Origin of the sequence: Companilactobacillus crustorum JCM 15951 (assembly GCF_001434585.1) — a bacterium.
Lineage (GTDB): Bacteria > Bacillota > Bacilli > Lactobacillales > Lactobacillaceae > Companilactobacillus > Companilactobacillus crustorum.
This window is the reverse complement of the sequence record NZ_AZDB01000027.1, coordinates 1-25,882: the sequence shown is the minus strand read 5'-3', so window position 1 is coordinate 25,882 and position 25,882 is coordinate 1. Positions and strand designations below refer to the sequence as shown.

The 25,882-nt window shown below is 35.0% G+C and carries 27 protein-coding genes and 1 pseudogene; 2 read left to right on the top strand and 26 right to left on the bottom strand.

Features of this window, described 5'->3' with window-relative positions:
* The 18 genes from FD26_RS07865 to FD26_RS07780 all read right to left on the bottom strand — a co-directional run.
* Nucleotides 1-919, bottom strand: a 919-nt coding sequence (locus tag FD26_RS07865; protein WP_082596263.1) for a peptidoglycan recognition protein family protein, incomplete at its 3' end; no start/stop codon positions are given.
* A 196-nt stretch (nucleotides 920-1,115) separates the two neighbouring features.
* Nucleotides 1,116-2,105, bottom strand: coding sequence for a hypothetical protein (locus tag FD26_RS07860; RefSeq protein WP_057867883.1), 990 nt, complete (start codon nucleotides 2,103-2,105; stop codon nucleotides 1,116-1,118).
* Nucleotides 2,106-2,241: 136 nt separating this feature from the next.
* Nucleotides 2,242-3,336 (bottom strand): sensor histidine kinase, encoded by a 1,095-nt coding sequence (locus FD26_RS07855; protein WP_057867882.1) that lies wholly within the window; start codon nucleotides 3,334-3,336, stop codon nucleotides 2,242-2,244.
* On the bottom strand, nucleotides 3,333-4,019 hold the full coding sequence (locus tag FD26_RS07850; RefSeq protein ID WP_057867881.1) for a response regulator transcription factor: 687 nt from the start codon (nucleotides 4,017-4,019) through the stop codon (nucleotides 3,333-3,335). Before FD26_RS07850 ends, FD26_RS07855 begins: the two co-directional genes overlap by 4 nt.
* Nucleotides 4,020-4,274: 255 nt before the next feature.
* Nucleotides 4,275-5,699 (bottom strand): NADP-dependent phosphogluconate dehydrogenase, encoded by a 1,425-nt coding sequence (gndA, locus tag FD26_RS07845; protein WP_057867880.1) that lies wholly within the window; start codon nucleotides 5,697-5,699, stop codon nucleotides 4,275-4,277.
* Between the two features lie 70 nt (nucleotides 5,700-5,769).
* Complete coding sequence (locus tag FD26_RS07840) at nucleotides 5,770-6,324, bottom strand: YceD family protein (protein WP_057867879.1); 555 nt, start codon at nucleotides 6,322-6,324, stop codon at nucleotides 5,770-5,772.
* Nucleotides 6,324-7,424, bottom strand: coding sequence for a nucleotidyltransferase (locus tag FD26_RS07835; RefSeq protein WP_057867878.1), 1,101 nt, complete (start codon nucleotides 7,422-7,424; stop codon nucleotides 6,324-6,326). The genes FD26_RS07840 and FD26_RS07835 overlap by 1 nt, the downstream gene beginning before the upstream one ends.
* Nucleotides 7,425-7,432: 8 nt before the next feature.
* On the bottom strand, nucleotides 7,433-8,164 hold the full coding sequence (locus FD26_RS07830) for a class I SAM-dependent DNA methyltransferase (RefSeq protein WP_057867877.1): 732 nt from the start codon (nucleotides 8,162-8,164) through the stop codon (nucleotides 7,433-7,435).
* Complete coding sequence (gene rsfS, locus FD26_RS07825; protein ID WP_057867876.1) at nucleotides 8,164-8,520, bottom strand: ribosome silencing factor; 357 nt, start codon at nucleotides 8,518-8,520, stop codon at nucleotides 8,164-8,166. The genes FD26_RS07830 and rsfS overlap by 1 nt, the downstream gene beginning before the upstream one ends.
* Nucleotide 8,521: 1 nt before the next feature.
* Nucleotides 8,522-9,127, bottom strand: a complete 606-nt coding sequence (gene yqeK / locus FD26_RS07820) for a bis(5'-nucleosyl)-tetraphosphatase (symmetrical) YqeK (RefSeq protein WP_057867875.1) — start codon at nucleotides 9,125-9,127, stop codon at nucleotides 8,522-8,524.
* Nucleotides 9,120-9,758: a nicotinate-nucleotide adenylyltransferase gene (locus FD26_RS07815; RefSeq protein WP_057867874.1), complete on the bottom strand. Its 639-nt coding sequence runs from the start codon at nucleotides 9,756-9,758 to the stop codon at nucleotides 9,120-9,122. Before FD26_RS07815 ends, yqeK begins: the two co-directional genes overlap by 8 nt.
* A 17-nt stretch (nucleotides 9,759-9,775) precedes the next feature.
* Nucleotides 9,776-10,090, bottom strand: a complete 315-nt coding sequence (locus FD26_RS07810; RefSeq protein WP_057867873.1) for a YhbY family RNA-binding protein — start codon at nucleotides 10,088-10,090, stop codon at nucleotides 9,776-9,778.
* 10 nt (nucleotides 10,091-10,100) lie between these two features.
* Nucleotides 10,101-11,213: a ribosome biogenesis GTPase YqeH gene (yqeH, locus tag FD26_RS07805; RefSeq protein WP_057867872.1), complete on the bottom strand. Its 1,113-nt coding sequence runs from the start codon at nucleotides 11,211-11,213 to the stop codon at nucleotides 10,101-10,103.
* The gene (locus FD26_RS07800) at nucleotides 11,200-11,727 is read right to left on the bottom strand and encodes a YqeG family HAD IIIA-type phosphatase (protein ID WP_057867871.1); all 528 of its coding nucleotides are present in this window, start codon (nucleotides 11,725-11,727) and stop codon (nucleotides 11,200-11,202) included. The genes yqeH and FD26_RS07800 overlap by 14 nt, the downstream gene beginning before the upstream one ends.
* 71 nt (nucleotides 11,728-11,798) lie before the next feature.
* Nucleotides 11,799-12,155: a 50S ribosomal protein L20 gene (rplT, locus tag FD26_RS07795; protein WP_057867870.1), complete on the bottom strand. Its 357-nt coding sequence runs from the start codon at nucleotides 12,153-12,155 to the stop codon at nucleotides 11,799-11,801.
* Between the two features lie 38 nt (nucleotides 12,156-12,193).
* A complete protein-coding gene (rpmI, locus tag FD26_RS07790; RefSeq protein WP_057867869.1) occupies nucleotides 12,194-12,391 on the bottom strand; it encodes a 50S ribosomal protein L35 in 198 nt (65 codons plus the stop codon).
* Between the two features lie 14 nt (nucleotides 12,392-12,405).
* Nucleotides 12,406-12,939, bottom strand: a complete 534-nt coding sequence (gene infC / locus FD26_RS07785) for a translation initiation factor IF-3 (protein WP_057867868.1) — start codon at nucleotides 12,937-12,939, stop codon at nucleotides 12,406-12,408.
* A gap of 257 nt (nucleotides 12,940-13,196) precedes the next feature.
* A complete protein-coding gene (locus FD26_RS07780; RefSeq protein WP_082596262.1) occupies nucleotides 13,197-14,225 on the bottom strand; it encodes an NAD-dependent epimerase/dehydratase family protein in 1,029 nt (342 codons plus the stop codon).
* An 80-nt stretch (nucleotides 14,226-14,305) separates the two neighbouring features.
* Between FD26_RS07780 and FD26_RS07775 the strand changes: the two genes are divergently transcribed.
* A complete protein-coding gene (locus FD26_RS07775) occupies nucleotides 14,306-14,746 on the top strand; it encodes a MerR family transcriptional regulator (protein ID WP_057867866.1) in 441 nt (146 codons plus the stop codon).
* A gap of 76 nt (nucleotides 14,747-14,822) precedes the next feature.
* Nucleotides 14,823-16,124, top strand: coding sequence for a hypothetical protein (locus FD26_RS07770; RefSeq protein WP_057867865.1), 1,302 nt, complete (start codon nucleotides 14,823-14,825; stop codon nucleotides 16,122-16,124).
* A 110-nt stretch (nucleotides 16,125-16,234) separates the two neighbouring features.
* Here the strand turns inward: FD26_RS07770 and thrS are convergent, their stop codons facing one another.
* From thrS to FD26_RS11160, 8 genes and pseudogenes are all read right to left on the bottom strand, one after another.
* Nucleotides 16,235-18,178 (bottom strand): threonine--tRNA ligase, encoded by a 1,944-nt coding sequence (thrS, locus tag FD26_RS07765; RefSeq protein WP_057867864.1) that lies wholly within the window; start codon nucleotides 18,176-18,178, stop codon nucleotides 16,235-16,237.
* 303 nt (nucleotides 18,179-18,481) lie between these two features.
* Nucleotides 18,482-19,390 carry a primosomal protein DnaI gene (dnaI, locus tag FD26_RS07760; protein WP_057867863.1) on the bottom strand — a complete coding sequence of 303 codons (909 nt, stop codon included), beginning with the start codon at nucleotides 19,388-19,390 and terminating at the stop codon, nucleotides 18,482-18,484.
* A gap of 2 nt (nucleotides 19,391-19,392) precedes the next feature.
* A complete protein-coding gene (locus FD26_RS07755) occupies nucleotides 19,393-20,763 on the bottom strand; it encodes a DnaD domain protein (RefSeq protein WP_057867862.1) in 1,371 nt (456 codons plus the stop codon).
* An 11-nt stretch (nucleotides 20,764-20,774) separates the two neighbouring features.
* Nucleotides 20,775-21,248, bottom strand: a complete 474-nt coding sequence (gene nrdR / locus FD26_RS07750) for a transcriptional regulator NrdR (RefSeq protein WP_057867861.1) — start codon at nucleotides 21,246-21,248, stop codon at nucleotides 20,775-20,777.
* Between the two features lie 21 nt (nucleotides 21,249-21,269).
* Complete coding sequence (gene coaE / locus FD26_RS07745) at nucleotides 21,270-21,863, bottom strand: dephospho-CoA kinase (RefSeq protein ID WP_057867860.1); 594 nt, start codon at nucleotides 21,861-21,863, stop codon at nucleotides 21,270-21,272.
* On the bottom strand, nucleotides 21,860-22,687 hold the full coding sequence (mutM, locus tag FD26_RS07740) for a DNA-formamidopyrimidine glycosylase (protein WP_057867859.1): 828 nt from the start codon (nucleotides 22,685-22,687) through the stop codon (nucleotides 21,860-21,862). The genes coaE and mutM overlap by 4 nt, the downstream gene beginning before the upstream one ends.
* Nucleotides 22,688-22,747: 60 nt before the next feature.
* Nucleotides 22,748-25,405 carry a DNA polymerase I gene (gene polA, locus FD26_RS07735; RefSeq protein WP_057867858.1) on the bottom strand — a complete coding sequence of 886 codons (2,658 nt, stop codon included), beginning with the start codon at nucleotides 25,403-25,405 and terminating at the stop codon, nucleotides 22,748-22,750.
* A gap of 108 nt (nucleotides 25,406-25,513) precedes the next feature.
* A pseudogene (locus FD26_RS11160) lies at nucleotides 25,514-25,882 on the bottom strand (MFS transporter); the annotation flags it as partial.

The following is a 25,882-nucleotide window of genomic DNA, read 5'->3' as shown; positions in this document are numbered from 1 at the left end:
TATCAACTCTATTTATCGTACAGCCATAATTTGCGGCTACCCATTCATTTGTAGCTACACGATGATAAGTGACTCCGTTATAGTCTTGAGTCTGGTCAGTGTACCAAGCTGTCTTATTAGCCAAAGCCCGATTGTTGATCTTAGTTGCTACTCCATTATTGAAAGCGACCAATGGCACATATGAGCCATTAGTATTATTGACATTAATAACATTTGCAGAATTAGTAGTTGGCAAATCGCTATTAGCATTATTTCCATAAACATTGCCACTATCTTTCAAATTATTGTAATAGTAACCAATCATGTCGTATAACTGATCCATACTATAACCCCAGTTATTGAAATAACCTACTGGATCAGTATGATCTGTTTCTCCATAAGTCTTACTAATTTGATCATGTGAAAGAATCGTTACGGTTGGTTTATCAGGTAAATTATACTGAATCAATTTAGAAGCCGTGTAATATGCATCATTAGCAATTGATCTAGCAAAAGAATCATAATCATGCGTATGACATAACTCCACTTGAATATACTTAGCATTGGCTGTTGGGCCAGCGCCCCAAACACCATAATCTGTACTGTGTATATTGATTATTTCATTATTATCAACAAAAGCATGCACATATGCCTCAATATAATTCCAATTATTATTAAAGTAAGTAGCTTCATTTTCAGCCGTTGCACTAACGTGATCGTCAGCTGTCTCATGAATTACGACACCCTCCGGTTTGCCCACGCCATTTTCATACGGTGTCCAAACGCTAAATGTTCCTTCATGATTTTGTATCTGAGCTGGTTGAATCTTATTGCTGATAATATAATCGTTAACCGTTCCTGCCTGAACAGTTTTGCCATTAAATATAAACAAAAGCATCCCTAAAAAAGTAAATAATAATACTATTCTTTTTCGACTCATTTTTTATAGTCTCTCCCCTTAAAGTCTCCACATTTTAACCTACTATTGGATAGCGGCATTTTCAATTTAACCAGGATTTTGTAACCATAATTTAACAATTAAAAATACCTAATGACCTTAAAAAAGTCATTAGGCATTTTTATAACGCTTAACCTATATTCAAAATCCATTCACTATTTACCAGACATTTACTAATTTATTCTGCACCTTGTATTGAATTAACATCTGCGTCATGCCCCTGATTGACATCGACATCACCGTCATTATTCTCGTCGCTCTCATCATTCGAACCAAAAGCACCATTATCATCATTATTGCCTTCACTATTGCTACTATCAGAACTCATATCTCCAGGTGCTTGATGCAACACGGTTCTATCCTGATAAACCACCCAATCATCCAAATAAACGACCGCTGATCCAGTATTGTGATAAAGTCTGACCCAATAGACCGATTGGCCATTTGAGGTCTCAAAAGGACCATTGGCAGTGCCACTTCCCATCGTACAATAATCAGTTCCTTTTGGAGCTAAAACATTTTGACTTTCAATCAAAGCTATTGCTTGTTGACCAGTATTTATTGGTCCTACAGGTGCAGGCCTTCTTTGAGCAGCCTGTTGATTATCATTTTCTTTATTGATGTTTTTTTTCTGAACTGGCTTAGTTTTCTTTTTATTAGTTGTCAGATAAGATTTTTGCAAATCATCATTCTTAAGATTGCTTGATCTAGAAACATTCACATTCATTTCACTATAGGCTAATTTATTATTATGATTTTTATAGCAATATAAACCTACCTTTTGAAAATCAGTTGCATCGACATCTTCAAATAGGTTTTTGATATTTTTTGTACTATTTGACTTGATAACAATCTTATTGTCCCTCGTTGACATCACATCAGATGCGTTTCGATGAGCCAAAATAAAGCTGTCTCCATCAAATTCAATGTTTTTGCTCGTTCGATTTACGACTTTCAACGATACTGAAACTAAGGCAGCATCAGAACTACTCTTCGTAAATTCAAAAGTCATTTCGTTTTTTTCAGAATGACTTAGATCAACATAATTAGTTATTTTTTTTGCTCGAGTTACGTCAGCTCCAGTGGTCCTATTGCGAGTAACTTTATTACAACCAGTACCCAAAAGCAGTAAACCCAAAGCGATAACGATCAATCCCCTTTTATTCATCGTCTTCCCCCTCGATAGATAATATTATGATATACCTTTATCTCAAAGAGTGAAATAAATCTAAGCATTTAAAAAAATAGAATAATCTTTTTAAAAACAAAAAAATTTCAGCAATCGTCAATGATTACTGAAACTTTTATTTTACTTTAGTTTCGTTATCTTTTTCAGTTTGTTCATCCTTAATAACTGGTTGAACTAAAGGCAATTCAATCTTGAAAACTGTTCCTGAACCAACGACACTTTCAACTTCCAAACTGCCATGATAGATCTCAATCAATCTCTTAGCAATCGAAAGCCCTAGTCCATTGCCTCCGCGCTTTCTAGAACGAGCCTTGTCAACTCTATAGAATCGATTAAAAATGCGTTTAAGGTCATTTTTAGCGATTCCCAAGCCATAATCTTGGACAACTACTTCCAACAAAGCTGAATTAGTTGAAGCAGCTAGATTGATTTCTTTTCGGTCAGCCGAATACTTAAAAGCATTATCCAATAAGATAACCAAAACTTGCTCCAAGTGATTACGATAAATCTTAACTTCACTACCCTCACGGATATCGTCATCAAAGTTGATCACAAAATCTGGATGCAACATCTTAAAGTCATTATAAACTTGTGTAAATAATGGCTTCACTTCCGTTTTCTGCTCCAAATATGCACTGTCGATCTGTTCAACACGTGTAAGATCTAGCATCTCTTGAATCAAGGACTGCATACGCTTAAGCTCCTGCAAAGAGGAGTTAATAGAATCATTCAAAACTTCTGGATCATCTTTGCCCCAACGTTGCAGCATGCTCAAATGGCCTTCTAGTACAGCTACTGGTGTTCGCAACTCGTGAGAGACATCTTCAACGAATTCTTTTTGCTGATTAGTATAAGCTTGCATCCGATCCAACATTTTATTGATATTAACAGTTAAATCATAAATTTCGTCATTTCGTTTGCGTAATTTAATTCTAGAATCAGAATCAGGTTTTTTATTTAAGTCATCAATAGTACGATTAATTTTTTTCAAATCATTCAAAACTAAAGTTACCGCATAAAAACTGACTAATACTCCCAAAATAAAGACAACTACGCCACCAATAATCAACTTAGTAGTAAAACTGTGAATCTCATTCACAGAAGCAACGCTTTGAACGGTTCGCATTGCTAAAACTCCTACAAAAATATAGGCCAATAGAATAACGACCGAAATTAAAGCTGTCCACTTAAATCTGATTGAAATTCTCATCGACGCATCACGTACCCTTTACCACGAACGGTTGAAATATAACTAGGTGCACCTGCACGATCGATCTTATTACGAAGATATTTGATATAAACGTCGACAACGTTAGTTTCTGTAGAAGAACCTGTTCCCCATACACGTTCTAGCAAGTCATCTCGACTTAAAACGGTTCCAACATTTTCCATCAAAGCACTCAACAAATCATACTCACGACGAGTTAGGTCAATTACTTCACCATTGCGCTTAAGTGTTTGAGTTGTTTTATCAATTACCAAATTCTTATATTTAAGAACTTGATCATTATTTCTAGTTACATCAATATCCAAATCGATTCGACGTAACAAAGCTCTAATTCTAGCTAATAGTTCCTCAATTGCGAAGGGTTTAACAATATAATCATCGGCACCATGATCTAATCCTGATACACGATCAATGATGGAATCGCGTGCCGTCATCATAATAATTGGGGTATTCTTTTCTTGACGAATACGTCGACAAACTTCGATACCATTCAATTCAGGTAGCATTAAATCAAGTAGGATCAAATCCCAATCTTCAGATAAAGCTGCGTCGAGGCCGGTTCTACCATCACGTTCAACGGTAACTTCATAGTTTTCATGTTGAAGTTCGAGTTGAACGAATTTTGCCATATTCTCTTCGTCTTCAATAACAAGTATTTTAGCCATACGTATCTCCTATACATAAAATATTAAATTATCTTTAATTATAGCTTAATCATTAATTAAAATGTGTCATGTTTTTGGCAATGCACTAATGATTTTAACATATAGCAAAAATTAAAAGAAGACAAGCTTTTATTTTTATTTTTTTTAAACCTTATTAAAATAGTATTTTTAACCCATTAAAAGAACCTCCACTTCACTTTAATGTGAAAGGAGGTTCTTTATCTATTCTTTAAATGCCATCATTTTAAGAGAAAATTATTGTTCTTCATACCATGTGTAATGGAAGATTCCTGGTTTGTCATTTCTTTCATATGTATGAGCACCGAAGTAATCTCTTTGTGCTTGAATCAAATTAGCTGGCAATACTTCTGAACGATATTGATCGTAGTATGAAACAGCAGCCATAAATCCAGAAACTGGAATACCAGCTTGAACAGCATAGCTAACCACATCACGAACATCTGATTGATATTCTTTAACAATACCCTTGAAGTAATCATTCAATAATAGATTATCCAATTTTGGTTCTTCATCATATGCATCAGTGATCTTTTGTAGGAATTGAGCACGGATGATACAACCTGCACGCCAGATTTGAGCAATCTTGCCATAGTTAAGATCCCAGTCATAGTGATCTGAAGCAGCCTTCATTTGAGCAAAACCTTGAGCATAACTGATGATCTTGCTGAAGTATAGAGCCTTACGAATCTTAGCAACTAAATCGTCGACATCTTTAACAATTGGCTTTGTATCAGGTGCAGGCAAAACTTTACTTGCTTTGACACGTTCATCTTTATATGCCGAAACATAACGTGAGTAAACTGATTCAGTGATCAATGATTGTGGAACGCCAAGTTCTAGAGCACTTTGAGAACTCCACTTACCAGTACCCTTGTTACCAGCTTTGTCCATGATCTTATTGACGATATAGTCATCTGACCCTTCATCGTCTTTTCTAGTTAAAATTTGGGAAGTAATATCGATCAAGTAACTTGAAAGTTCACCTTTGTTCCAGTCCTTGAAAATTTCTGCAATCTTATTCACATCATTGTTGAACAAGTGCTTTAACAAGTTATAACTTTCAGAAATTAATTCCATATCACCATATTCGATACCATTGTGAACCATCTTTACATAGTGACCAGCACCGTTAGGGCCAATATATGTAACACATGGAGCACCATCTTCGTCAGCTTTAGCTGAAATTTGTTCCAAAATAGGAGCAACTAAATCATAAGCTTCTTTTTGGCCACCGGGCATCAATGAAGGACCTTGAAGGGCACCAAGTTCACCACCAGAAACACCCATACCAATAAAGTTAATTCCTGATTTATCCAAACGTTCGCTACGCTTCATAGTATCTTCGAAGAATGTATTACCACCATCGATTAAAACATCACCCTTATCAAGTAAAGGCAATAATTGATCGATAACAGCATCAGTACCAGCACCAGCTTTTACCATCATCATAATACGACGTGGTTTCTCTAGTGAGTTTACAAAATCCTCAATTGTATAACTTGGTACTAATTTCTTTTCTGGATGCTCTTCTACAACTGCTTTAGTCTTTGAACCTGTACGGTTATAGATAGCAACCTCATATCCGCGACTCTCAATGTTTAGGGCAAGATTCTTACCCATAACAGCCATACCGATAACACCAATTTGTGGTTTTGCCATTATAATAATTACCTCCGATTTTTGTTCACAATATCATCTTAACAAAAAAATAAAAAAGGAGTATATAAAATCACTCCTTATCATCGTTATTTTTAAATAAATTTTTTAATTTAGCAAATTCTGGATTAACGTGGTCCTCTTCCTTTTGCTTCTTAAAGTCTTCCTCAGAAATAACTTCCCAATTCTTACCAGCAGGCATGATGTTATCCTGTTCTTCCTTTTTTGTTAAAACTTTCGAAGGAATGCTTAACAAAATATTATCAATTATTGATTCATAAACATTGATTGTTGGATTTTCATCATCAATTGGAAAGACAATATTATAATCTTCCAAATCTTCTGCAGGCACATCGTCGACGTTATAAGCCTCATTGATTCTAATATCAATTGGCAACTCCACTGGAGTCAAACTTCTCGTTGAAGGTACCTTTAATGTAGTTTTTACTTTAACATCAGAAATAACTAAACCATTATCATTAAACAATTGACCTTTTACTTCTACCGGTTCAGCATCCAAAACCTCATCTGAACGTTCTGTCAACTCTTTAGTTAAATCGAGTTTTTCTTCAAATTCAAAAGGTTTGTCTTTGTAACGACGAACATCTTGAACATCCCAATTTAGCATTAATTTACCCCTTTCATATAAGGTATTTTTCCAAAATTTTCTTCCTGACCTGTAACTAATTGTCTGATTCGATCAGCTCTAATTTCCAGATCTAGGGTTTTTGTTTCCTTTTTACCAACTCGTGTGATCAAATCTAAATCCATTTTTTTCAATGATTTTAAATAATTCTGACCAACCGAATTGAATCCCAATATTCTCAAATAAGGATTTTTATAAGCATTATAAATTTCCGACTCTTTTACATTCAACAAAGTATAAATCATTAAACGTCTAAGTCGTGCCATAGTATAACGTTTTGACTTAACTTGTTCAACAAATTGAACAAAATTATCGCTCTTGATAACTTCTTTTTGTAGCTTATATTCTAAGCCTTCAACCATCTGATACGTTTCTTTTAATTCTGGTAGAGATGAATTGAGCAGTTGATACTTTAAATACGGAAAGTAATCGTCCCAAGTCACTAATTTCCCTTGGCTAAGTAGTTCTTGTGTCAGAACTGGAGCCAAATTTTCGATGGAAGCTGCTTGAGTCAATCTTTTTCTTATCCTTGTAGCACTAAAGTCGCTCTTTTTTCTAGTAATCGTTTGAATTTTTATTGGAAAATCTTGTTCAATAATTTGACTGACATAATTTAATCCTAACAATTGATTCGGCTGTTTAGAAACATCTATTCCTAAACTCTGATAATAATCAGTTAAGTTTTGCGCAGAACTTTTATGATAATCCTGTTCAAAATCACCATTCGTTTGATGCATTTTTACAGCAAGTTCTTGAAAATCAATTGTTGTTTCAGTTCCAAAGACCAATGTATTCACTTGCAAAAGATTCAATAATTGCAATGCACCCTTCGCAAACAATTCTGCCGGTTGTACCGCATAGGCAGTTGGTAATTCAACTACTAAATCAACGCCATATTCAACCGCCAGCTTGGCTCGATCCCATTTATCCAATACGGAAAAATCACCCCGCTGAACAAAATTGCCAGACATGACAGCAATCAATACATCAGGGTGATATTTTTGTTTAATAGTATCAATAAATATTTTATGACCATTGTGAAATGGATTAAATTCGGCCACAAATCCAAAAATTTTTGTCATAAGCTCCTCTATTTTTCAGCAGAGAAGAACCAACGCGTCGAATCATCTTGGACGTTTGATTCACCAAAATCAGCGCTAACTTTAATATTTTTAAAACCAATATCCTCTAAAATCATCTTAAATGTTTCTAGAGGATACGTTCTTTCTTTATGTAACTCAGTATTCACCGAATAACCCTTAATCTTCTCATTCCAATTAAAGAAAGTTAATTCATGTTCAATACTATGAGGATATTCACCCTCAAAACTATTCCACATAAAAGCTGAATCTTCAGTTCGATGATTGAACATGTAACCTGGAAAGACCTCATCCATCTGATACAACGAATGCGCATCAAAAAGATATTTTCCACCAGCATTTAGATGTTCAAATGCCTGATTAAAAGTTATCCCCAATTCATCTTCATCTTTAAGATAACAAATAGAGTCATCAAAACAAGTAATGACATCAAATTTGTCGAATCCATAAAGATCCATCATATTGCTTGGAATAAAAGGAATTTCCTTCTGAGCTTTTTGGGCCTTTTCGGCCGCTATTTTTAACATCTCTTCTGACAAGTCAGTACCAGTAACTTGAAATTTATCAGCTAAAAGAATCGTTAGATCCCCAGTTCCACAAGCCACATCTAATAAACTTTGAGCCTGAGAAGAAACACTATTTTCAACGTACTGCGCCCACTTTGCATAAAGCGAATCATCCATTAATTCACTGTAGACGCGTGCAAATGAGTTATAAATCACTATTCAGTTACCAAGTCAGAAATATCAACTTCTGAGGCATCTGACCATAGTTTTTCGATATTATAAAAATCACGTTGTTCTGATGTAAAGACATGGATAATAACATCATGAAGATCAATCAAAACCCATTCTGAATTACGATTTCCTTCAACGTGACCAATTTCAATATCATTTTCGCCAGCTTTGTCCAAAACTGACTGAACGATTGCGTCAACTTGACGTTGAGAAGAAGCATCCATAATGACGAAATAATCAGCCATAATACTTACTTCACTGATATTTAGAACTTTGATGTCATTAGCGTGCTTTTCATCGGCTGCCTTAACGGCAACCTCCATTATTTTCTTTGAATCCAAATTATAAGTCTCCTTTAGTAATCCAGTAATTATAACTAGTAAAAGTTGCTGGATATATGTTTCTATTATTTTCAATTAAATGTTGAATCGAATGCTTTAATTCATATGCTACAGCTTTATCAAGCGATTCTTCGGCACACTTGCGTGCTTCCTTAATTCCAGGAAAATCTCGCTTAGGTTCAATAAAATCACCTACAAAGACACATTTATCAACTTGTGTCATCTCGCTAGCAGCACCAACTGTATGACGTCTAATAGCATTTAAAACATCTTCATCATAAATTCCTAATTCATCTTTAATAATTTCAGCACCAACAATACCATGCCAGATAGCATTATTATAATTTAACAATTTAGGATTCAAATGTTTATTTTTAATTACATCAATAAATTCTTGGTCGCTGCGTTCCTTAGCATAATCATGCAACAATCCAGCTAAACCAGCTCGATCTACATCACCATTATATTCTGCAGCCAATCCTCGACAAACTTTTTCAACTCGTAAGCAATGCGTATAACGAAATTCACTCAAAGTGTCATGCAATCGCTCTACGATCTCATCACGATTCAAATCGCTTTTGATACCCTCATAATTAAAATCAGTCATTATAAAGTCCCCTATCCTCTATATACCAAGCGACATCGTCTGGTACCAAATATTTGATAGATTGGCCCTTTTTGACTCGCTGGCGTATCATACTTGAACTAATCTCTAGTTCGGGAGTATTTACCCAAAGTATAGGATACTTTGACTTTTTCTCAAAACCTTTTCGACAAACTCCTACAAAATGCACCATTTGTATCAATTCATCAATATGTGACCACTTTGATAAGTTTTCAACCATGTCGCCACCAATAATGAAATAATATTCTGTATTGGGATTCAAGTCCTTCAACAGTTTAATGGTCTCATAAGTATAGCTTACGCCACCACGTCTAATATCAGTCATATCAAGATCAAAGTGCATATTATCTCTAATTGCCAACTTGATCATATTAACGCGGTCATCGCTAGCTATATCAGGAATATCTTTTTTAACTCCCCGATGAGGCGGAATTTTATCAGGTAAGAACAATACCTTATCAAGACATAACTGTTCATAAACCTGTTCAGCAATCACTAAGTGCCCTAGATGAATTGGATTAAAAGTTCCACCTAGGATGCCAACGTGTCGTTTAGGTAAATTACTGTGAAAATCTAACTTTGCTTTAGTTAATAATTGTTTTTGAGTATTCATATTTTCATCACTTAAATTTAAATATTTTCTAACTCAATCGAGTACTTACGATTTTTAATTTTTGAAGCCTTCTTGTAAAGTACCATCTTTGAACCAATTGTTTGAATAGGAACAATATCGCCATCGAACTTATTCAAAGCATCAATTAAATCTTGTGGTTCTACCATTGTATTTTGCAACAATGAAATTTTAATTAATTCATTTTTTTCAATCAAAATTTCCAATTGATTTAACAAGTTTTCACTGATACCTTCGCGACCAATTTGTAAAACTGGTTTCATAGTAGCAGCTTGACTTCTTAAATAGCGGTTCTTTTTACCCTTAATTATCATTTATTTCTCCTTAAATAATTGCATTACGGATCGAGACATGTACCCCATCTGGAACATAAGCCTTAACTTTTGTACCTGCAGGAATTGTCAACCAACCCAAGCCATAAATAACTATATCGGATTTCTCATGGGCTGAAAAGATTTGACTCTTAAACTTAGGGAATTCCTTCACATCAGTTGGTGGCGTTAAAATATCGCCGAGATGTTTTTGATAAAATTCATCAGCATTGATCGTCTTAGTTCTGTGTAGAGGCAATCCTTGATTAACATAGAAAGTAACGTTAGTTTTGTAGTCTAAGAAATCAAAACGAGCTAAACCAGCGACAAAAATTGTTTGTCCATCACGAAGTTGGAATGTTGCTGGACGCAATGGCTTTTTAGGTGTAACAGTCTTCAAATCTTTAGCATTCAAAAAGTGAGCTAATTGATAACGATGAATAATACCCGGTGTATCAATCAAATTATGTCCATCATCTAAAGGAATATCAATTTGATCTAATGTCGTTCCAGGGAATCTGGAAGTTGTAATTAAATCTTTAATATCAGAATTAGAACTGATAATACGGTTGATCAAGGTTGATTTGCCGGTATTAGTTGTTCCTACAACGTAAACATCCTTACCGTCACGATATTTTTCAATCATATCCATCAACTTATCGACATTAGTTCCCTTAACCGCTGAAACCATAATTTGATCAACAGATTTAATTCCGTTCTCTTTACTCTTTTGTTGTAACCAGTTCAAAAGACGATTTTGATTAACAGAGCTTGGCAATAAATCAACTTTATTACCGACCATTAAAATCTTTTTATCGCCGACAAACCGTTGCAAGCCGGGAATAACACTGCCTTCGTAGTCAAAAATATCAACTACGTTAACAACCAAGGCATCTTTTTCTGAAATTGAATCCAATAGCTTTAAAAAGTCATCATCAGAAACGTCAACGTCGGTAATTTCATTGTAATTACGAAGTCTGAAACAACGTTTGCATAAAAGTTCCTTACTATCATCTTCAGTATATTTTTTCAAAGTCGAAGCTTGTACGAAACCTGGCTTTTCTTTATCTTCTGTTTGAAGTTGAGCACCACAGCCTATGCAGTATAGCTCATTATTTTCTGTCATTTAATGAATCCTTCCAATATAAATTCTTATCACGCATCTGCATTATTTTTAAAATAGGACGTTCAAAAAATCTATTTACACGGGTCTTTTTGGCATCCGTATTAACTAACGGCTTAACTAGAACTGTTGTTAATTTAGCCATGTTTCCCGCTAAAACATCTGTCATAACTTGGTCGCCGACGAACAAGACATGTTCTGGATCAATTTTTTCTTCTTTAATATGGTTCATGATCACGAATGGTAGTGGCTTCACTGCCCGAGCAACAATGCTGACAGGTAATTCCTTAACCGCCTTTTCCACACGATCATAACTGTTGTTAGATACGATCATTACTTCAATCCCATTTTGGGCCATTTGATTAAGCCATTTACGTAGTGATAAATCATATTTATTACTATTCCATGGCAAAAGAGTATTATCTAAATCTGTCATGATCGTAGTAATATTGAGTTTTTTAAGATCACTAACCTCAATATCCGTGATTTTATCAAGCATAATATCCGGTTTAAACATAATTTAATCCTCATCTTTGCTAAATTAGTAAAAAAACGTAATTTGGGTTTATCCAAATTACGTTTTTAAAATTAAGCTAAAGCTTTCTTAGCTGTATCTACTAAACTTGTGAATGCTTTTGGATCTTCAATAGCGATTTGAGCTAACATCTTACGATTGATGTCAACGTTAGCTAATTTCAAACCATGCATCAATTTGCTATAGCTAATATCATTCATTCTTGCAGCTGCATTGATTCTTGCAATCCAGATCTTACGGAAATCGCGTTTAACTTGACGACGATCACGGAATGCATAACGGTATGAAACCATAATTTGTGTATGTGCTGCTTTAAAGGTAATGTGTTTTGAACCACGATATCCTTTAGCTAATTTTAAAACCTTTTTACGACGTTTGCGAGTTACTGTTCCACCTTTTACACGTGGCATAATGACTCCTCCTTTTGATTATAAAGAATAAATAATAATTAGTATGTAGCTAACATTTGTTTGATACGTTTCATATCACTTGCGTTAACCATACCTGGTTTAGCCAATTGACGACGTTGCTTCTTAGTCTTACCGTGGAAACGGTGACTTGTATAAGCGTGCATTCTCTTCCAACCACCATTAGCAGTTTTCTTAAATCTCTTTGCTGATGCGCGGTGTGTCTTTTGTTTAGGCATTGGAAATCCCTCCACTATTTCTTCTTTTTGTTATCTTTTGCATTAATTGGATCAAGCATTAAGAACATACTACGACCGTCCATCTTAGGTCTGGTTGTTACCGTAGCAACATCCTTAGTCTTGTCGGCGACACGGTCTAAGACTTCCTTACCTATCTCTTTATGAGTAATTGCTCTACCCTTAAAGCGAAGAGAAACTTTGACCTTATCACCCTTAGCTAAGAACTTACGGGCGTTATTAAGTTTAGTATTGAAATCATTTTCTTCAATAGTTGGACTTAAACGTACTTCCTTAAGACTAACAGTTTTTTGTTTCTTACGTGCTTCTCGATCCTTCTTTTGAAGATCAAACTTGTATTTACCATAATCCATAATTCTGGCAACAGGTGGCTTAGCACCTGGTGACATTAGGACTAAATCCATACTGGCTGCTTCAGCTAACCGACGAGCTTCGGCTAATGGTTTAACACCAAGTTGATCGCCATTTTCAGAAATCAATCTTACTTCATTTGCACGTATTTGATCATTTAATAATAATTCTCTTGCTATGAGTAGTCACCTCCGGAGTAATTTCGCCCACTAAAAAAGTGGGCTGCACAAGCAGGCCCACTATATATTTACGCAAACGTATTAACCTAGAGGCGAATGCATAGGTGAGAAGCGGGCGCTTCTGCTTAATCTCAACAGTTATTAACTATACCATACTATCTCAATGTGTCAATAGATTCTGGTAATTTACCAAAACAAACTGTTAATTCAATGTATGCAATCTATCACAGTTTTAACCTCATTGCCAATTTTTTTGCTTAAGGCTCGATTAACTTATTTTTTTCCATCGCATCAACTGCCATTAAAATTGTTTCCTCATTATTAGTTAATGGCTTCCATCCTAAAATATCTCGAGCTGATTCATTACTAACATTTCTATTCATGGTTAACATTACTTGCCCTTCTCTAGCGCGTTTACTAAAAATAGCCATTATTTTAATTAGTCTTTGAGGAATAACTTTGGTTGAGAGCAAATCTGCCAATTCCGGACGATTTTTTCTAATTAAATCGGCAATTTGCCGTAAAGTAATTTGTCCATCATCTGTTGCAATAAATCGATGTCCATTTGCTTGAGGATTTTCCATAGCTCGAATATGAATATCAGCTACGTCTCGAACATCAATAACATTCAGGGGCAAATCAACAATCGCTTTTTTTGACAGAATATTTTCCAATAATCCAAAACTTCCTGAAACATGATCGTTCAAAGAAGGACCATAGATGGCTACTGGATTAACTGTTGTAAATTCTAAATCCACATCAGGTCGACGAATATATTTCCAAGCTGTTCTTTCGGCAATCAACTTAGATTTTTCATAGACGGACAAACCAGGCATATTGACATCAGTCCAATCATTTTCAGTTGTTACTACCCCAGGTCCTGCCTTCTTACTAAAACCAACCGCTCCAAAATTGGAAGTCATAACGACTTTTTTTACTTGTGCCGCCTGAGCAAATTTTAAAATTCGCATAATACCTTCTGTGGCTGGTTTAATAGCCTCGGATTCATTTTTGATTTTTCCAAAGAATACTGGCGATGCCACGCTCAAAACATAATCTTGACCGCTCATCGCTTCGGACCAATTATCATCAGCTGACAAATCAGCTTTAACAAAGGACAATCTATTCAAATTAGTTGATACATTAGCCATTAATGTATCTAATACTCGTTTTTTACTTTTTTCAGATCTAATTGTAGTCGTTACTTGATAATTTTTTTGTAGTAATTGAAAAAGAATATGTAATCCTAAAAAACCTGAACCACCTGTTACCAATACTTTTTTCATTATTTATCTCCCAATATAATTGATTGTTTTTAGCTTAAACCCTAAACTATAGTTCATAGCAACACTTAAAGGAGAATTTTATGAATAAAACTTATTCGATCAAGGAAGTCGCTGAAAAATTTGCTCTCCCCATTTCCACAATCAGATATTACGATAAAAAAGGTCTGTTACCTTTTGTCTCTAAAAACAAGGCCGGTTATAGAGTCTTTTCCGATTCAGATTTACAATTTATTCAGACTATTTGTTGTTTAAAAGATACAGGTATGTCAATTAAAAAAATCCAAAAATATATTGAGCTATGCATGCAAGGCTCAACTACCATTGATGACCGAAAAACACTGCTTTTACAGCATAGACAAAATGTCATTCAGAAACAAAAAGCTATCGAAAAGAGTCTCAAAGAAATTGATCAAAAAATAAATCGTTACGCCTCCCCCATTTCAAGGGATTTAATTGCTGCTCAAATAACCTACGTTCAAAATGAAAAAGCAAGTCTTAACCTAAAGGACCCTTTTAGTTAAAATAATTTTTTAGACATTTTTTATCCCTTGATTTTTAATATTAATTAACAGTAAACGTTTAGGAAGGTGAAAAATCATGTCTAGAGTCACAAACTTTAATGAATTGATCCAAGCCGTTGATAATCGCGAAGAAATAATTACTATTGAAAGAAATATCACATTGGAACGTCCTTTAACTTTGGGAGCCGGTACTAATCTTGTTGGAGAACCACAAGAAAATGATGAATTGCCAACTTTGATTTTTCAAGATAGCGATGGCATAGGTTTAACTAGTAATAACTCTATTATGAACTTGAATATCTTAGCTCCAGCTGATCGTAGAGCTATTTTCAATAGCGGCTATACTGAAAATCTAGGCGAATTTTTATTTCAAAATTTAACTTTAACTGGTCAATTATCTTTTATCACTAAAGCTCCGGTTTTATTTGCTAATATTAAAATTGATAATATCAACATTCTAAATGCTGATGCTCGACACTACGTTGAACAACCTCAAAAATATGGTGTAAATGTTTTGCAAGGGGCACTGACTATTTATAATTTTAATCCTGATCCTGACAGTTTGATTGTTTTTCAGGCCAAAGACTTAACGATTGGACAACGTAATAATCCAGTTTACGGTTCAGGGGTTTTCATTGCTGGTTTTGGTGACCGTGGCGGTCGAGTTGAAGTTGAAATTTTACAAACTAACGAAGTCCATTCTACCGGGAAATTGCCTTTTGGTATTTACGACATTATCACCGGAGCTATTTTTATTGTTAACGGGGCCTATGCTAAAACAGTTATTCAAAATGGCGAAACTGTTACCTACGGCGTTAACGATATGGTATTAGATGCTTGGGGATCAGTCGATAACTGGATCGTCAACGAACCAGTTATCTCTTATGGACCATCCGGTATTGGCTTTGTAAACTTTAGTATCGTTAAATCATTTACTATTAATGCTCCTATTGAAACTTATGGACAAGGAGCTCGTGCCTATAATCAATACGATGGCACTTTGGAGAAAGGACACTTCTCCTCTATCACTACTTTTGGCGACGGATCGATCGGAATTCAAATATCTAAAGAAGTTGGCGATATAACAATAGACGGCGATATCTCAACTTATGGCAGTCTTGGAAATTCCTTAGTTAAAGGAGTTAATATGAAATTACCCGCTTCTGCTTTGAGCGTTAAAAATGGTGGCATTATCCACAGCATCACAGTTGCAGGTAACATTCAGACTTTTGGTGATCATATTACTTCCTATGTAGTAGACTCAGGTGGCATTGTTCGTAACCTTAATGTAGTAGGAACTATTATTGCAGATGGCAAAAACTCTAACCAAGTTAGTGTTGCTATCGATGGTGAATCTCCTATAATCAAATTTGATTAATTTTACATTCTACTTTTATTTGAATACAAAAAAGCCCTGGTGACTAATAAATAGTCATCAAGGCTTTTTGGTATACTGCAACTGATATTTCATTTATTGCAGTTTAATAATTAATCTTTACGACTGTAGTTACTGATATCAGCAACAACGCTACTTACAAACATCTTAGCATTTTCTGATTCGGAATCTTCCTCACCATATTTTCTTACTGAGACTGTAGCATCTTTAGCTTCTTCATCACCAACAACAACTGTATATGGAACCTTCATTGTTTGAGAATCACGAATCTTGTAACCCATCTTCTCATCACGATCATCAACTTCGGCACGAATATTCTTAGCACGTAATTCAGCAAGAACTTCATTAGCATAATCTGAGTGAAGTTTTTGGTTAACTGGAATAATACGAACTTGTGTAGGAGCCAACCATGTTGGGAATGCACCCTTGTAAATTTCAATTAGGTAAGCAATAAATCTTTCCATAGTTGAAACGATACCACGGTGAATCATAACTGGTCTGTGATCTTTACCATCAGCACCAACATATGTTAGTTGGAACTTCTCTGGTTGCATAAAGTCTAATTGGATTGTTGATAATGTTTCTTCATTACCAAGAGCTGTCTTTGTTTGAACATCAAGCTTTGGACCATAGAAAGCAGCTTCACCCTCAGCTTCGTAGTACTTCAAGCCAAGATCATCCATAGCAGCCTTCAACATTGATTGTGATCTGTTCCACATTTCATCATCGTCAAAGTATTTTTCTGTATTAGCAGGATCTCTATAACTTAGGCGGAATGTGTAATCGTTGATATCAAAGTCCTTATAAACTTCAACCATCAATTGTAGAGTACGCTTGAATTCTTCTTGAATTTGATCAAGGGCAACGAATGTGTGACCATCATTTAAAGTCATTTCACGAACACGTTGCAAACCGCTCAAAGCACCTGATTTTTCATATCTGTGCATCATACCAAGTTCAGCGATACGGAGAGGCAAATCTCTGTATGAACGATTATGATGGTTATAAATTTGAATATGTGAAGGACAGTTCATAGGACGAAGTTCAAGCATTTCGCCATCACCCATATCCATTGGTGGGAACATGTCTTCACGATAATGTGCCCAGTGACCAGAAGTCTTATAAGCATTTAAGTTCATAAGGATTGGTGTATAAACGTGTTGGTAACCCCAAGCAACTTCCTTATCGATGATGTATCTTTCGATAACACGACGGATTGTAGCACCATTTGGCATCCAATATGGAAGTCCAGCACCAACTTCTGGGTCAACGAAGAACAAGTCAAGATCACGGCCAATTGTTCTGTGATCACGTTCTTTAATTTCGGCACGACGTTTAAGATCAGCTTCTAGGCCATCTTCTTTGTAGAAGGCTGTACCATAAATTCTTTGTAGCATTGGATTACTTGACTTACCTTGCCAGTAAGCACCAGCAACTGAAAGCAATTCAAAGTGTTTCAAAGCTTTTAAGTTAGTCAAAACTGCATCATAACCAAAGTCAACAAAACCATCTAAAGTATAAACAGGAATTTGAACGGACTCGATAGCACTAATCAAAGATGACTTGTATGGATCATCCTTAAACATTTCAACAAGCTCTTTTTTGTCCATCATTGATCTTTCGATCTTATCGTTGTTCTTGATGATCTTGTTCATCATAGCAGTGATTTCTTTCAATTCATCAACACTGATTTGTCCTTCTTTACTATCAGTATCAACGTAGAAACCATCATCATTGGCCTGCTTTTCACCAAAATGAAGATCTTTCTTGAAATTCTTAGCAGCAGCAGCGAATACTAGAGCAGCTGTATTTCTCAAGACCTTTTGAGCATCTTCTTTATCTTCAGCTGAAATAATTTCAATCTTTGCGTCTTGTTTGATTGGACGTTCAAGATCAACTAAAGTGTCGTTAAGTTTACCAGCAACAGCTTTTTTACCTAGTGATGTGCTAATTGATTTAGCAACGTCCAAAGTAGTTGTGCCTTCGTCAAACTCCTTAACTGAATCATCTGGGAATGTTAACTTGATTTTTGACATAGACTATTTTCCTCCTAAAATTTAGATAACAAAAAAATACGTCCCTGAAGTATATACACATTAATAATATGCACATACTTCAGGGACGTATTTTATACGCGGTTCCACCCACTTTAAAACTGTATAACAAATAACAGTTTTCACTCGTTTGGTTATAGAGTAACCGACATCAATTATGCAGTTTTATGTGAAAGTGGTAACTCCAGTAATGGGTAAGCTTTCAGTAATCGTACCCTCCCTGAATAGAACCGAAGTGTTATCTTTCATGGCTTTATTGAAACATTTATTTTCATAGAATGCAAGTTATTTTTCAAATCTTCTATTTGGTCCACTAACAATTACTTCGCGAGAAAGATACTTAACACGTTCCATAATACGCTTAGCTTTTACCGGTTCTTCTTCACCACGTTGATTGATAGCAAGGTGTTTCTCCAACTCTTTCATTGAAAAATTCGATGAAAAGAAGGTTGGCAAATTCTCTTGCATTCTGTATTGCAAAATAACTCCCAAAACTTCATCCCGAATCCAACTAGACATTGAGTCTGCACCAATATCATCTAGCATCAAGATTTCAGCACCTTTGATTTTATTGACCTTATCTAAAACACTATTTGATCCAATCGAATTCTTCATTTCAACAGCAAAAGTTGGAAAATGCATCATTGTTGTATGCACATCGCTTTTAAATAATTCATTAGCGATTGCACCTAATAGATAGGTTTTGCCAACTCCAAAATCACCCGCTAAATAAAGACCAGGGACAAATCCCTTTTGATTCAAATAATTATCAATAAAATCTAAAGCCTGTCCTAAAGCCTCTTGACGACCATTGCCACTATAATCATCTAACTTAGCCTGTCGAATATCAGACGGCATATCCATCAGAACAAAACCAGTTTCATACTGCGATCTTTTTTCCCGATTCTGTGTTTTTTCATTAGGATAATATGCGACTTCAATATTGTGATTATTGACGATTAGCTTTGGATAATACCCACGTGATAATTCACTAGCATGATTTTTATTATTATAGAATTCATAAATACTGGCAGCACTAGTTGAAATGGCATCTGGATTGATTGAATTACTGTTATCCTTCAAAAATCTTTGAACGTCAGGATCTTTCAAAGCACCATTAAGAAGGCGGCGATAATCCTCCGTCAAATTCTTTGAATTCAAATATTCTGCCAATTTATTTCCTAAATTTTCCATGCTTATTTATCCTTATTTCTTAATCGTTTCAATCTGTCTTGCAACTGAGCATGATTGTCCTCATTATTTGGATCATTTGGCACTTTAGCCCTAACCTTTGTCCAATCCGTTGCTTGTTCAACTTTACGATTTTTATTATTGTTATAACGTCTTTTAGGATTACGAGGCTTATTCTGAAAGTCGTTAATTCTCTGTAGGGCTTGTTCCGGAGTTTGCACATCATTTTGTTGCCAATCATTCGCCATTGTTTCCATCAAAGGCAATGTTAAAGTCGGCGAATTTTGAAGAATATAGTAAACCATAATATTCAAAACCGAGGCTGGCAAATAAGATTTCATTGCCATATCACGCAAAGCACGAGACTCGACGGTTCCTGTAAAGCCACCGCTCTTTTGCTTTTGTGCTGCTAAGAAGTCAGCTGGCGTCATTGATTTAGCTTGTTTTAAAATTAATTGATCGGAACGATTCAAATTAGTAGTTGGTTGATCATTGGTCTCAGTTACGGTTTCTTGTTGCTTAACCGCAATATTTGCATTCTTTTCAAACCGATCCTGAACCAAACGCTTTAAACGATCTGGATCAATTTTATTATTTACGATATCACAAGTTTTTCCAATTAAATCAATTAAGGTAATCTCATCGAGTCCATAAAAGGCATGTAAATTTAAAATCAATTCTTGATTCAATAAGAGATCATCTGGAGAAATTTTGAATAATTGCTGAATACGGTCTGAAATTAATTCCCAATCCAATTGAGGCAGCTTATTCTCATTTAAAGATGGCTTTGGAGCAGCATTGTCAGAATTGAAATTGCTCTGAGCCGTTTTTACTTCTGCAGGAGTATTTATCAGGTCACTGTTGCTTAACTGAAATACTTCCAAAAAATCTTTAGTGATTTCCTGAGAATCTTTTAAAATCAAATCTGAATGAGCATATTTATCGGCCAATAAATGATACTTTGTCTCACCAACTTGCTCATACAGAAAAATACTCATCAAATCATCTTTGAAAAAATCATCCGGAGATAAAGGCTCAAATAATTGATAAACATAATATGGTCCTAAATCATCTTTTTTTGCAAATGTTCTAATTAGTCCTAAAGCTTCCGCTTTAATTCGTGCCTCATAAAATCTTTTTAAATCAATTCCCAAAAGACTCATCAATTCAGCATGACTTTTTCGTTGCGTAACTAATTGTTTATTAGGTAATTTTTCCCACAAAAGCAAATATAAACTAAAAGCTTCTGTTCCTAATATCGGTAAATATAAATCTGTTAAAACATGACGTTCATCATCATTTAAATGACCATTCGGCAAACACCAATAACCTACTAGTGGCGTAAACTTTTCTGAACCAAAATTACTTGTAGCCACTGGCCCACCTCTTATTTCTTATCAATTTTCTTTCCGTTAGACATCATTTCTTGAACTTCTTGCATGAAACCATTCATGTCTTTAAATTCACGATAAACACTGGCAAAACGAATATAGGTTACATCGTCAACTTTGGCCAAAATTTTCATAACATGTTCACCGATAATTTGTGATCGAACTTCACTTTCACCAGTAGCGCGAATTTCATTTTCGACCTTATCAACGATATCATTCATCTGATCCATTGTAACGGGACGCTTTTCAGCTGCACGGACCAGGCCACGAAGCAATTTTTCTCGACTAAACTCTTCACGATTACCATTCTTTTTGATAACTAATAATGGCGATTTTTCTAATCTTTCAAACGTCGTAAATCTAGTACCGCAAAACTCGCATTCACGGCGTCTTCTAATAGCGCGTCCTTCATCGCTGGGACGACTGTCAATAACTTTTGATGAATCATGATGACAATGTGGACAAATCAAAATTCCAACCTCTTTTCCGGGTTAAAGTTGCATAAACAAGTGATCAAATTCATCAGCTAAATGAGTTAAATCCCCTGAATTATCAAGTACAAAGTCAGCCCTTGAGCGTTTTTCATCCATTGACATTTGAGAATTAATTCGATCCATTGCAACTTTTTTTGTTAAATTATTACGTTTCATTAACCGATGTAACTGTACTTCTGGAGTAACATAAATTGCAATCACACCATCAAAATATTGCTGATAATTGCCTTCGAACAACAATTGAATTTCAAAAATAGCAATCGTATCAGATGTGGATGCTTTAGTTTCTTGTATGATTTTTAATATTTTTGCTTTTATGAGGGGACGAGTTATTTTATTCAGTGCTTGTAATTGCAGAGGATTTCCAAAAACCAATGATCCTAACCTTGCTCGATCCAAAGTACCATCAGAAAGGATCACCTCTGAGCCAAATTGTTGAGCAATCTTTTGTAAACCAACTGTTCCAGGCTCCACTACTTGACGAGCAATTTGATCTGCATCATAAACTTTACAGCCAGCTGTCTTAAAGAAATCCAAAACTGTTGATTTACCTGCTGCAATTCCGCCAGTCAATCCATAAATTTTACTCATTTGATAACCTGACACTTAGGACAGAAATGTGTTCCGCGTCCACTTACTTTGATTTTGACAATATTCGTGCCACACCTAGGACAAGGTGTCCCCTCTTTTCCATAAACTTTCAAACTATTTTGCATATTCCCCTTATGTCCAGTGGCATCAATATATGATCTAATAGTTGATCCACCAGCTTCAATTGCTTTTTTCATTTCTTGATTAGACAATTCAATTATATTTTGAATATCAGTATCGCTGAGATGATTGGATGGCGTTTGGGGATGAATTTTGGCCTTCCACAACACTTCATCAACATAAATATTGCCTAGTCCGCTCATTACTGATTGATCCAGCAAAACAGTCTTGATGTCTTTATGATGACGCATAATCCGTGGTTTTAACAATGCAAAAGTAAATGTCTTGGAAAGTGGCTCTGGACCAAGCTTTTGAAGCGACTTATTGTTGTCCAGATCATCCGTATTCCACAATTGCATGCGACCAAATTTTCGAACATCATTATAAATCATTTTTTGTCCATTATCTAATGTGAAAATTGCATGTGAATGTTTATCAATTGCACTTGGATCAGCTGAAATACGATAACGTCCTTCCATTCTCAAATGACTGATAATCGTATAGCCATTATTTAAATGAATCAATAAAAACTTAGCACGACGACCAACATCAGTAATTGTGGCATCAGTTACAAATTCAATAAATTGATTGACATCGCCAGTAATCAAATCGGGATAACGAATTTCTACATTAGTAATTTTTCTTCCCTTAACTTGTGAATTTAGACCACGTCTAACCGTTTCTACTTCAGGCATTTCTGGCATTTATTATCACCTCTATGATTATTTATTGCCATTTTTCACGATACAAGGTATTAAAAAACCTTATTTTGCTTCATACCAAGTCTTACCATGAGCTGTTTCCACTTTCAAAGGAACATCTAATTTTACAGCTGAATCCATCACGCTTGGTACTAACTTCTCCAAGGTAGCAATTTCAGATTTAGGAGCTTCAAAAATCATTTCATCATGTACCTGCAAAAGTAAATTGGCTTGTAATTTTTCCTTAACTAGCATCTTTTGCATATTGATCATTGCCACTTTAATGATATCAGCAGCACTACCCTGAATTGGTGTATTCATGGCTGTTCTCTTAGCAAAATTACGGATATTGAAATTGCTAGAGTGAATATCAGGTAAATAACGACGACGGTGCATGATCGTTTCTACATAGCCATTTTCACGAGCGTATTTAACAATATCATCCATATACTGTTTAACACCAGGATATTGTTCAAAATATGAGGCAATAAAAGCTGCAGCCTGTTTGCGAGTAATTCCGATATTTTGTGACAGTCCATAATCGCTTATTCCATAAACTATTCCAAAATTAGTAGCCTTAGCTTGGCGACGCATGTTAGGAGTAACTTCATCCGTACTATCTAAGCCAAAAATTCTCATTGCCGTATGAGCATGGATATCATAATTTTCCTTAAAAGCTTCCTGCATATTCTCATCCCCAGAAATATGGGCTAAAACTCGTAATTCAACTTGTGAATAATCGGCTGAGAAAATCTCCCAATCCTCATGTTGAGGTACAAAAGCCTTCCGAATCTGTTTTCCTTCATCAACTCGAATTGGAATATTCTGCAAGTTGGGTTCAATTGACGATAACCGGCCTGTTTGCGTCAATGTCTGAAGATAAATAGTATGAATCTTATTGTCTGGATGAATAAATTTCTGCAATCCTACTACATAAGTTGATTGAATTTTAGAAATCTGGCGATAGTCTAAAATATTTTGTACAACTGGTGATTTATCCTTTAGCTTTTCCAACACATCAACTGAAGTCGAATAACCGGTTTTTGTCTTCTTAATAACTGGCAATTTCAAATCTTCAAATAATACTACACCTAACTGTTTAGGAGAATTAATATTAAATTCTTTACCAGCTTCCTGATAAATTTTTTGCTCAATTTCTGCTAAGCGAGTAGCAAAAGTGTTTTCCATTTCCTTTAGTTTCGAAGCTTCAACGGTAATACCCTTAATTTCCATTTCAGCTAAAACATTTGATAACGGCAATTCAATCTCGTCATATAGACTATCTTGATCATTATCTTTTAATTCTGACATCATTTTATCTTTTAGCTGATCAATTACTTGAGCTTTTTGGGCTAAGAAATTTAAAAGAATCGTATCATCTTCTGGGATGGCTTTTTTAACACCTTTGCCATAAAATTCTTCTTCAGTTGGCAAGTTAACATTATAATTCTTAGCAACTAAACCGATATCTTGCTTGTTATCATTGGTATCTAGTAAATATGCGACTAATAGCATATCAAAGCTAATTCCTGCAATTTCACAGCCATAACGATGTAATAACGCTACTGTCATCTTATTGTCAAAAAGATATTTATCTTTAGATGCATCTGCTAGCCACTTTTTTAAGGTAGGATTCTCTAATACAGATATGTCCGTAGTTCCAAAGCAATCTTTTCCATCGGAAATCAATATTCCAATAATAGGAGCTGTATGATAATTTTCGCCAAAGCTTTCAACAATTAAAGTATGTGTTTTAGTGGAGGCTGCAATCCTTTCAATTGCTGCCGTATCTAAGTCGTTAACCTTAATATCATCTAAATCTTCTGCCGTATTTTCCTGAGGAATATCCATTCGATTCAAGAAAGTTTTAAAATTCATCTTTTGATAAAACTGTATCAATTCTTCTTGATTATCGCCACGATATTCAAGATCACCTAATTGCAGTTCAACTGGAGCATCTAATTGAATTGTAGCTAATTTTTTACTTAGCAGAGCCTGATCTTTATCATTAATCAAATGTTCCTTAAGCTTGCTTTTCTTCATCTCATCTACATGTTCATAAATTCCCTCAATGCTGCCATATTGAGCAATTAATTTAATTGCCGTCTTTTCACCGACTTTTTCTACTCCTGGATAATGGTCTGAATTATCGCCCATTAATCCTTTCATATCAATAATCTGTTGAGGTGTAATGCCAAGTTTTTCCTTTACATGTTCTGGCGTATAAGCCTCTGTTTCAGTAACACCCTTAACGTTAACTCGAACCGTGATTTTATCGGTTGTTAATTGAGTCAAATCACGATCCCCGGTAATTACTGTAACGTCCATCCCATCTTTTTCGGCCTTGTGAGCCATCGTCCCGATTATGTCATCAGCTTCATAGTCAGCCAATTCATAAGTTTTAATACCACGGTCGTTCAAAAGTTCTTGAATTAGTGGCAGTTGTTCCATCAATTCTTGAGGCGTTTTGGCACGAGTGCCTTTATACTCAGTAAACATTTTGGTTCTAAAAGTTGTTTTACCGGCATCGAAAGCAACTAAAACGTGCGTAGGTTGTTCTTCTTTTAAAACGATCTCTAACATATTATTAAAAGCATACAAGGCGTTAGTATGAATGCCATCGCCCGTAACAAATTTATCTAAAACATTATGCATAGCAAAGAATGCTCTAAATGAAACACTATTTCCATCTATTAAAAGTAATTTTTTATTTTTCGACATATATTCTCCAATAAAACTGTAATTAACTAACTCTATTTTACCAAATACCAACACGTTGTAACAGTTTCTTAAAAGCTAAAAAAGCCTAGACTCCAATGGAATCAAGACTTATTGGTAATTTTTATTCTTAAACTCATATTTATAATAAACATATATTACAGAAATAAATACTAATAATGATAAGACAGTTAAAACTAGAAAGTCAATTTTTGTACCTTTAATTGTATTAAGAACTGTATTTGTCGTACCGCTAGATATCGCTGTCGCAGATATAATGACTGACAAAACATTGGTTCCTAAAGAACCAGCGTACTGTTGCATCATACTAAACAGTGAATTTTGATCTGATTTATTCGAATCTTGAACTTGCATGCTGCCATCTGATAATGCCACGCCAAAACCGAAACTAAAACCAATTCTAACTAGCAGATAAATTAAAGTTATTTCGATTAAATGGTAGATTGCAAATTTAATCCG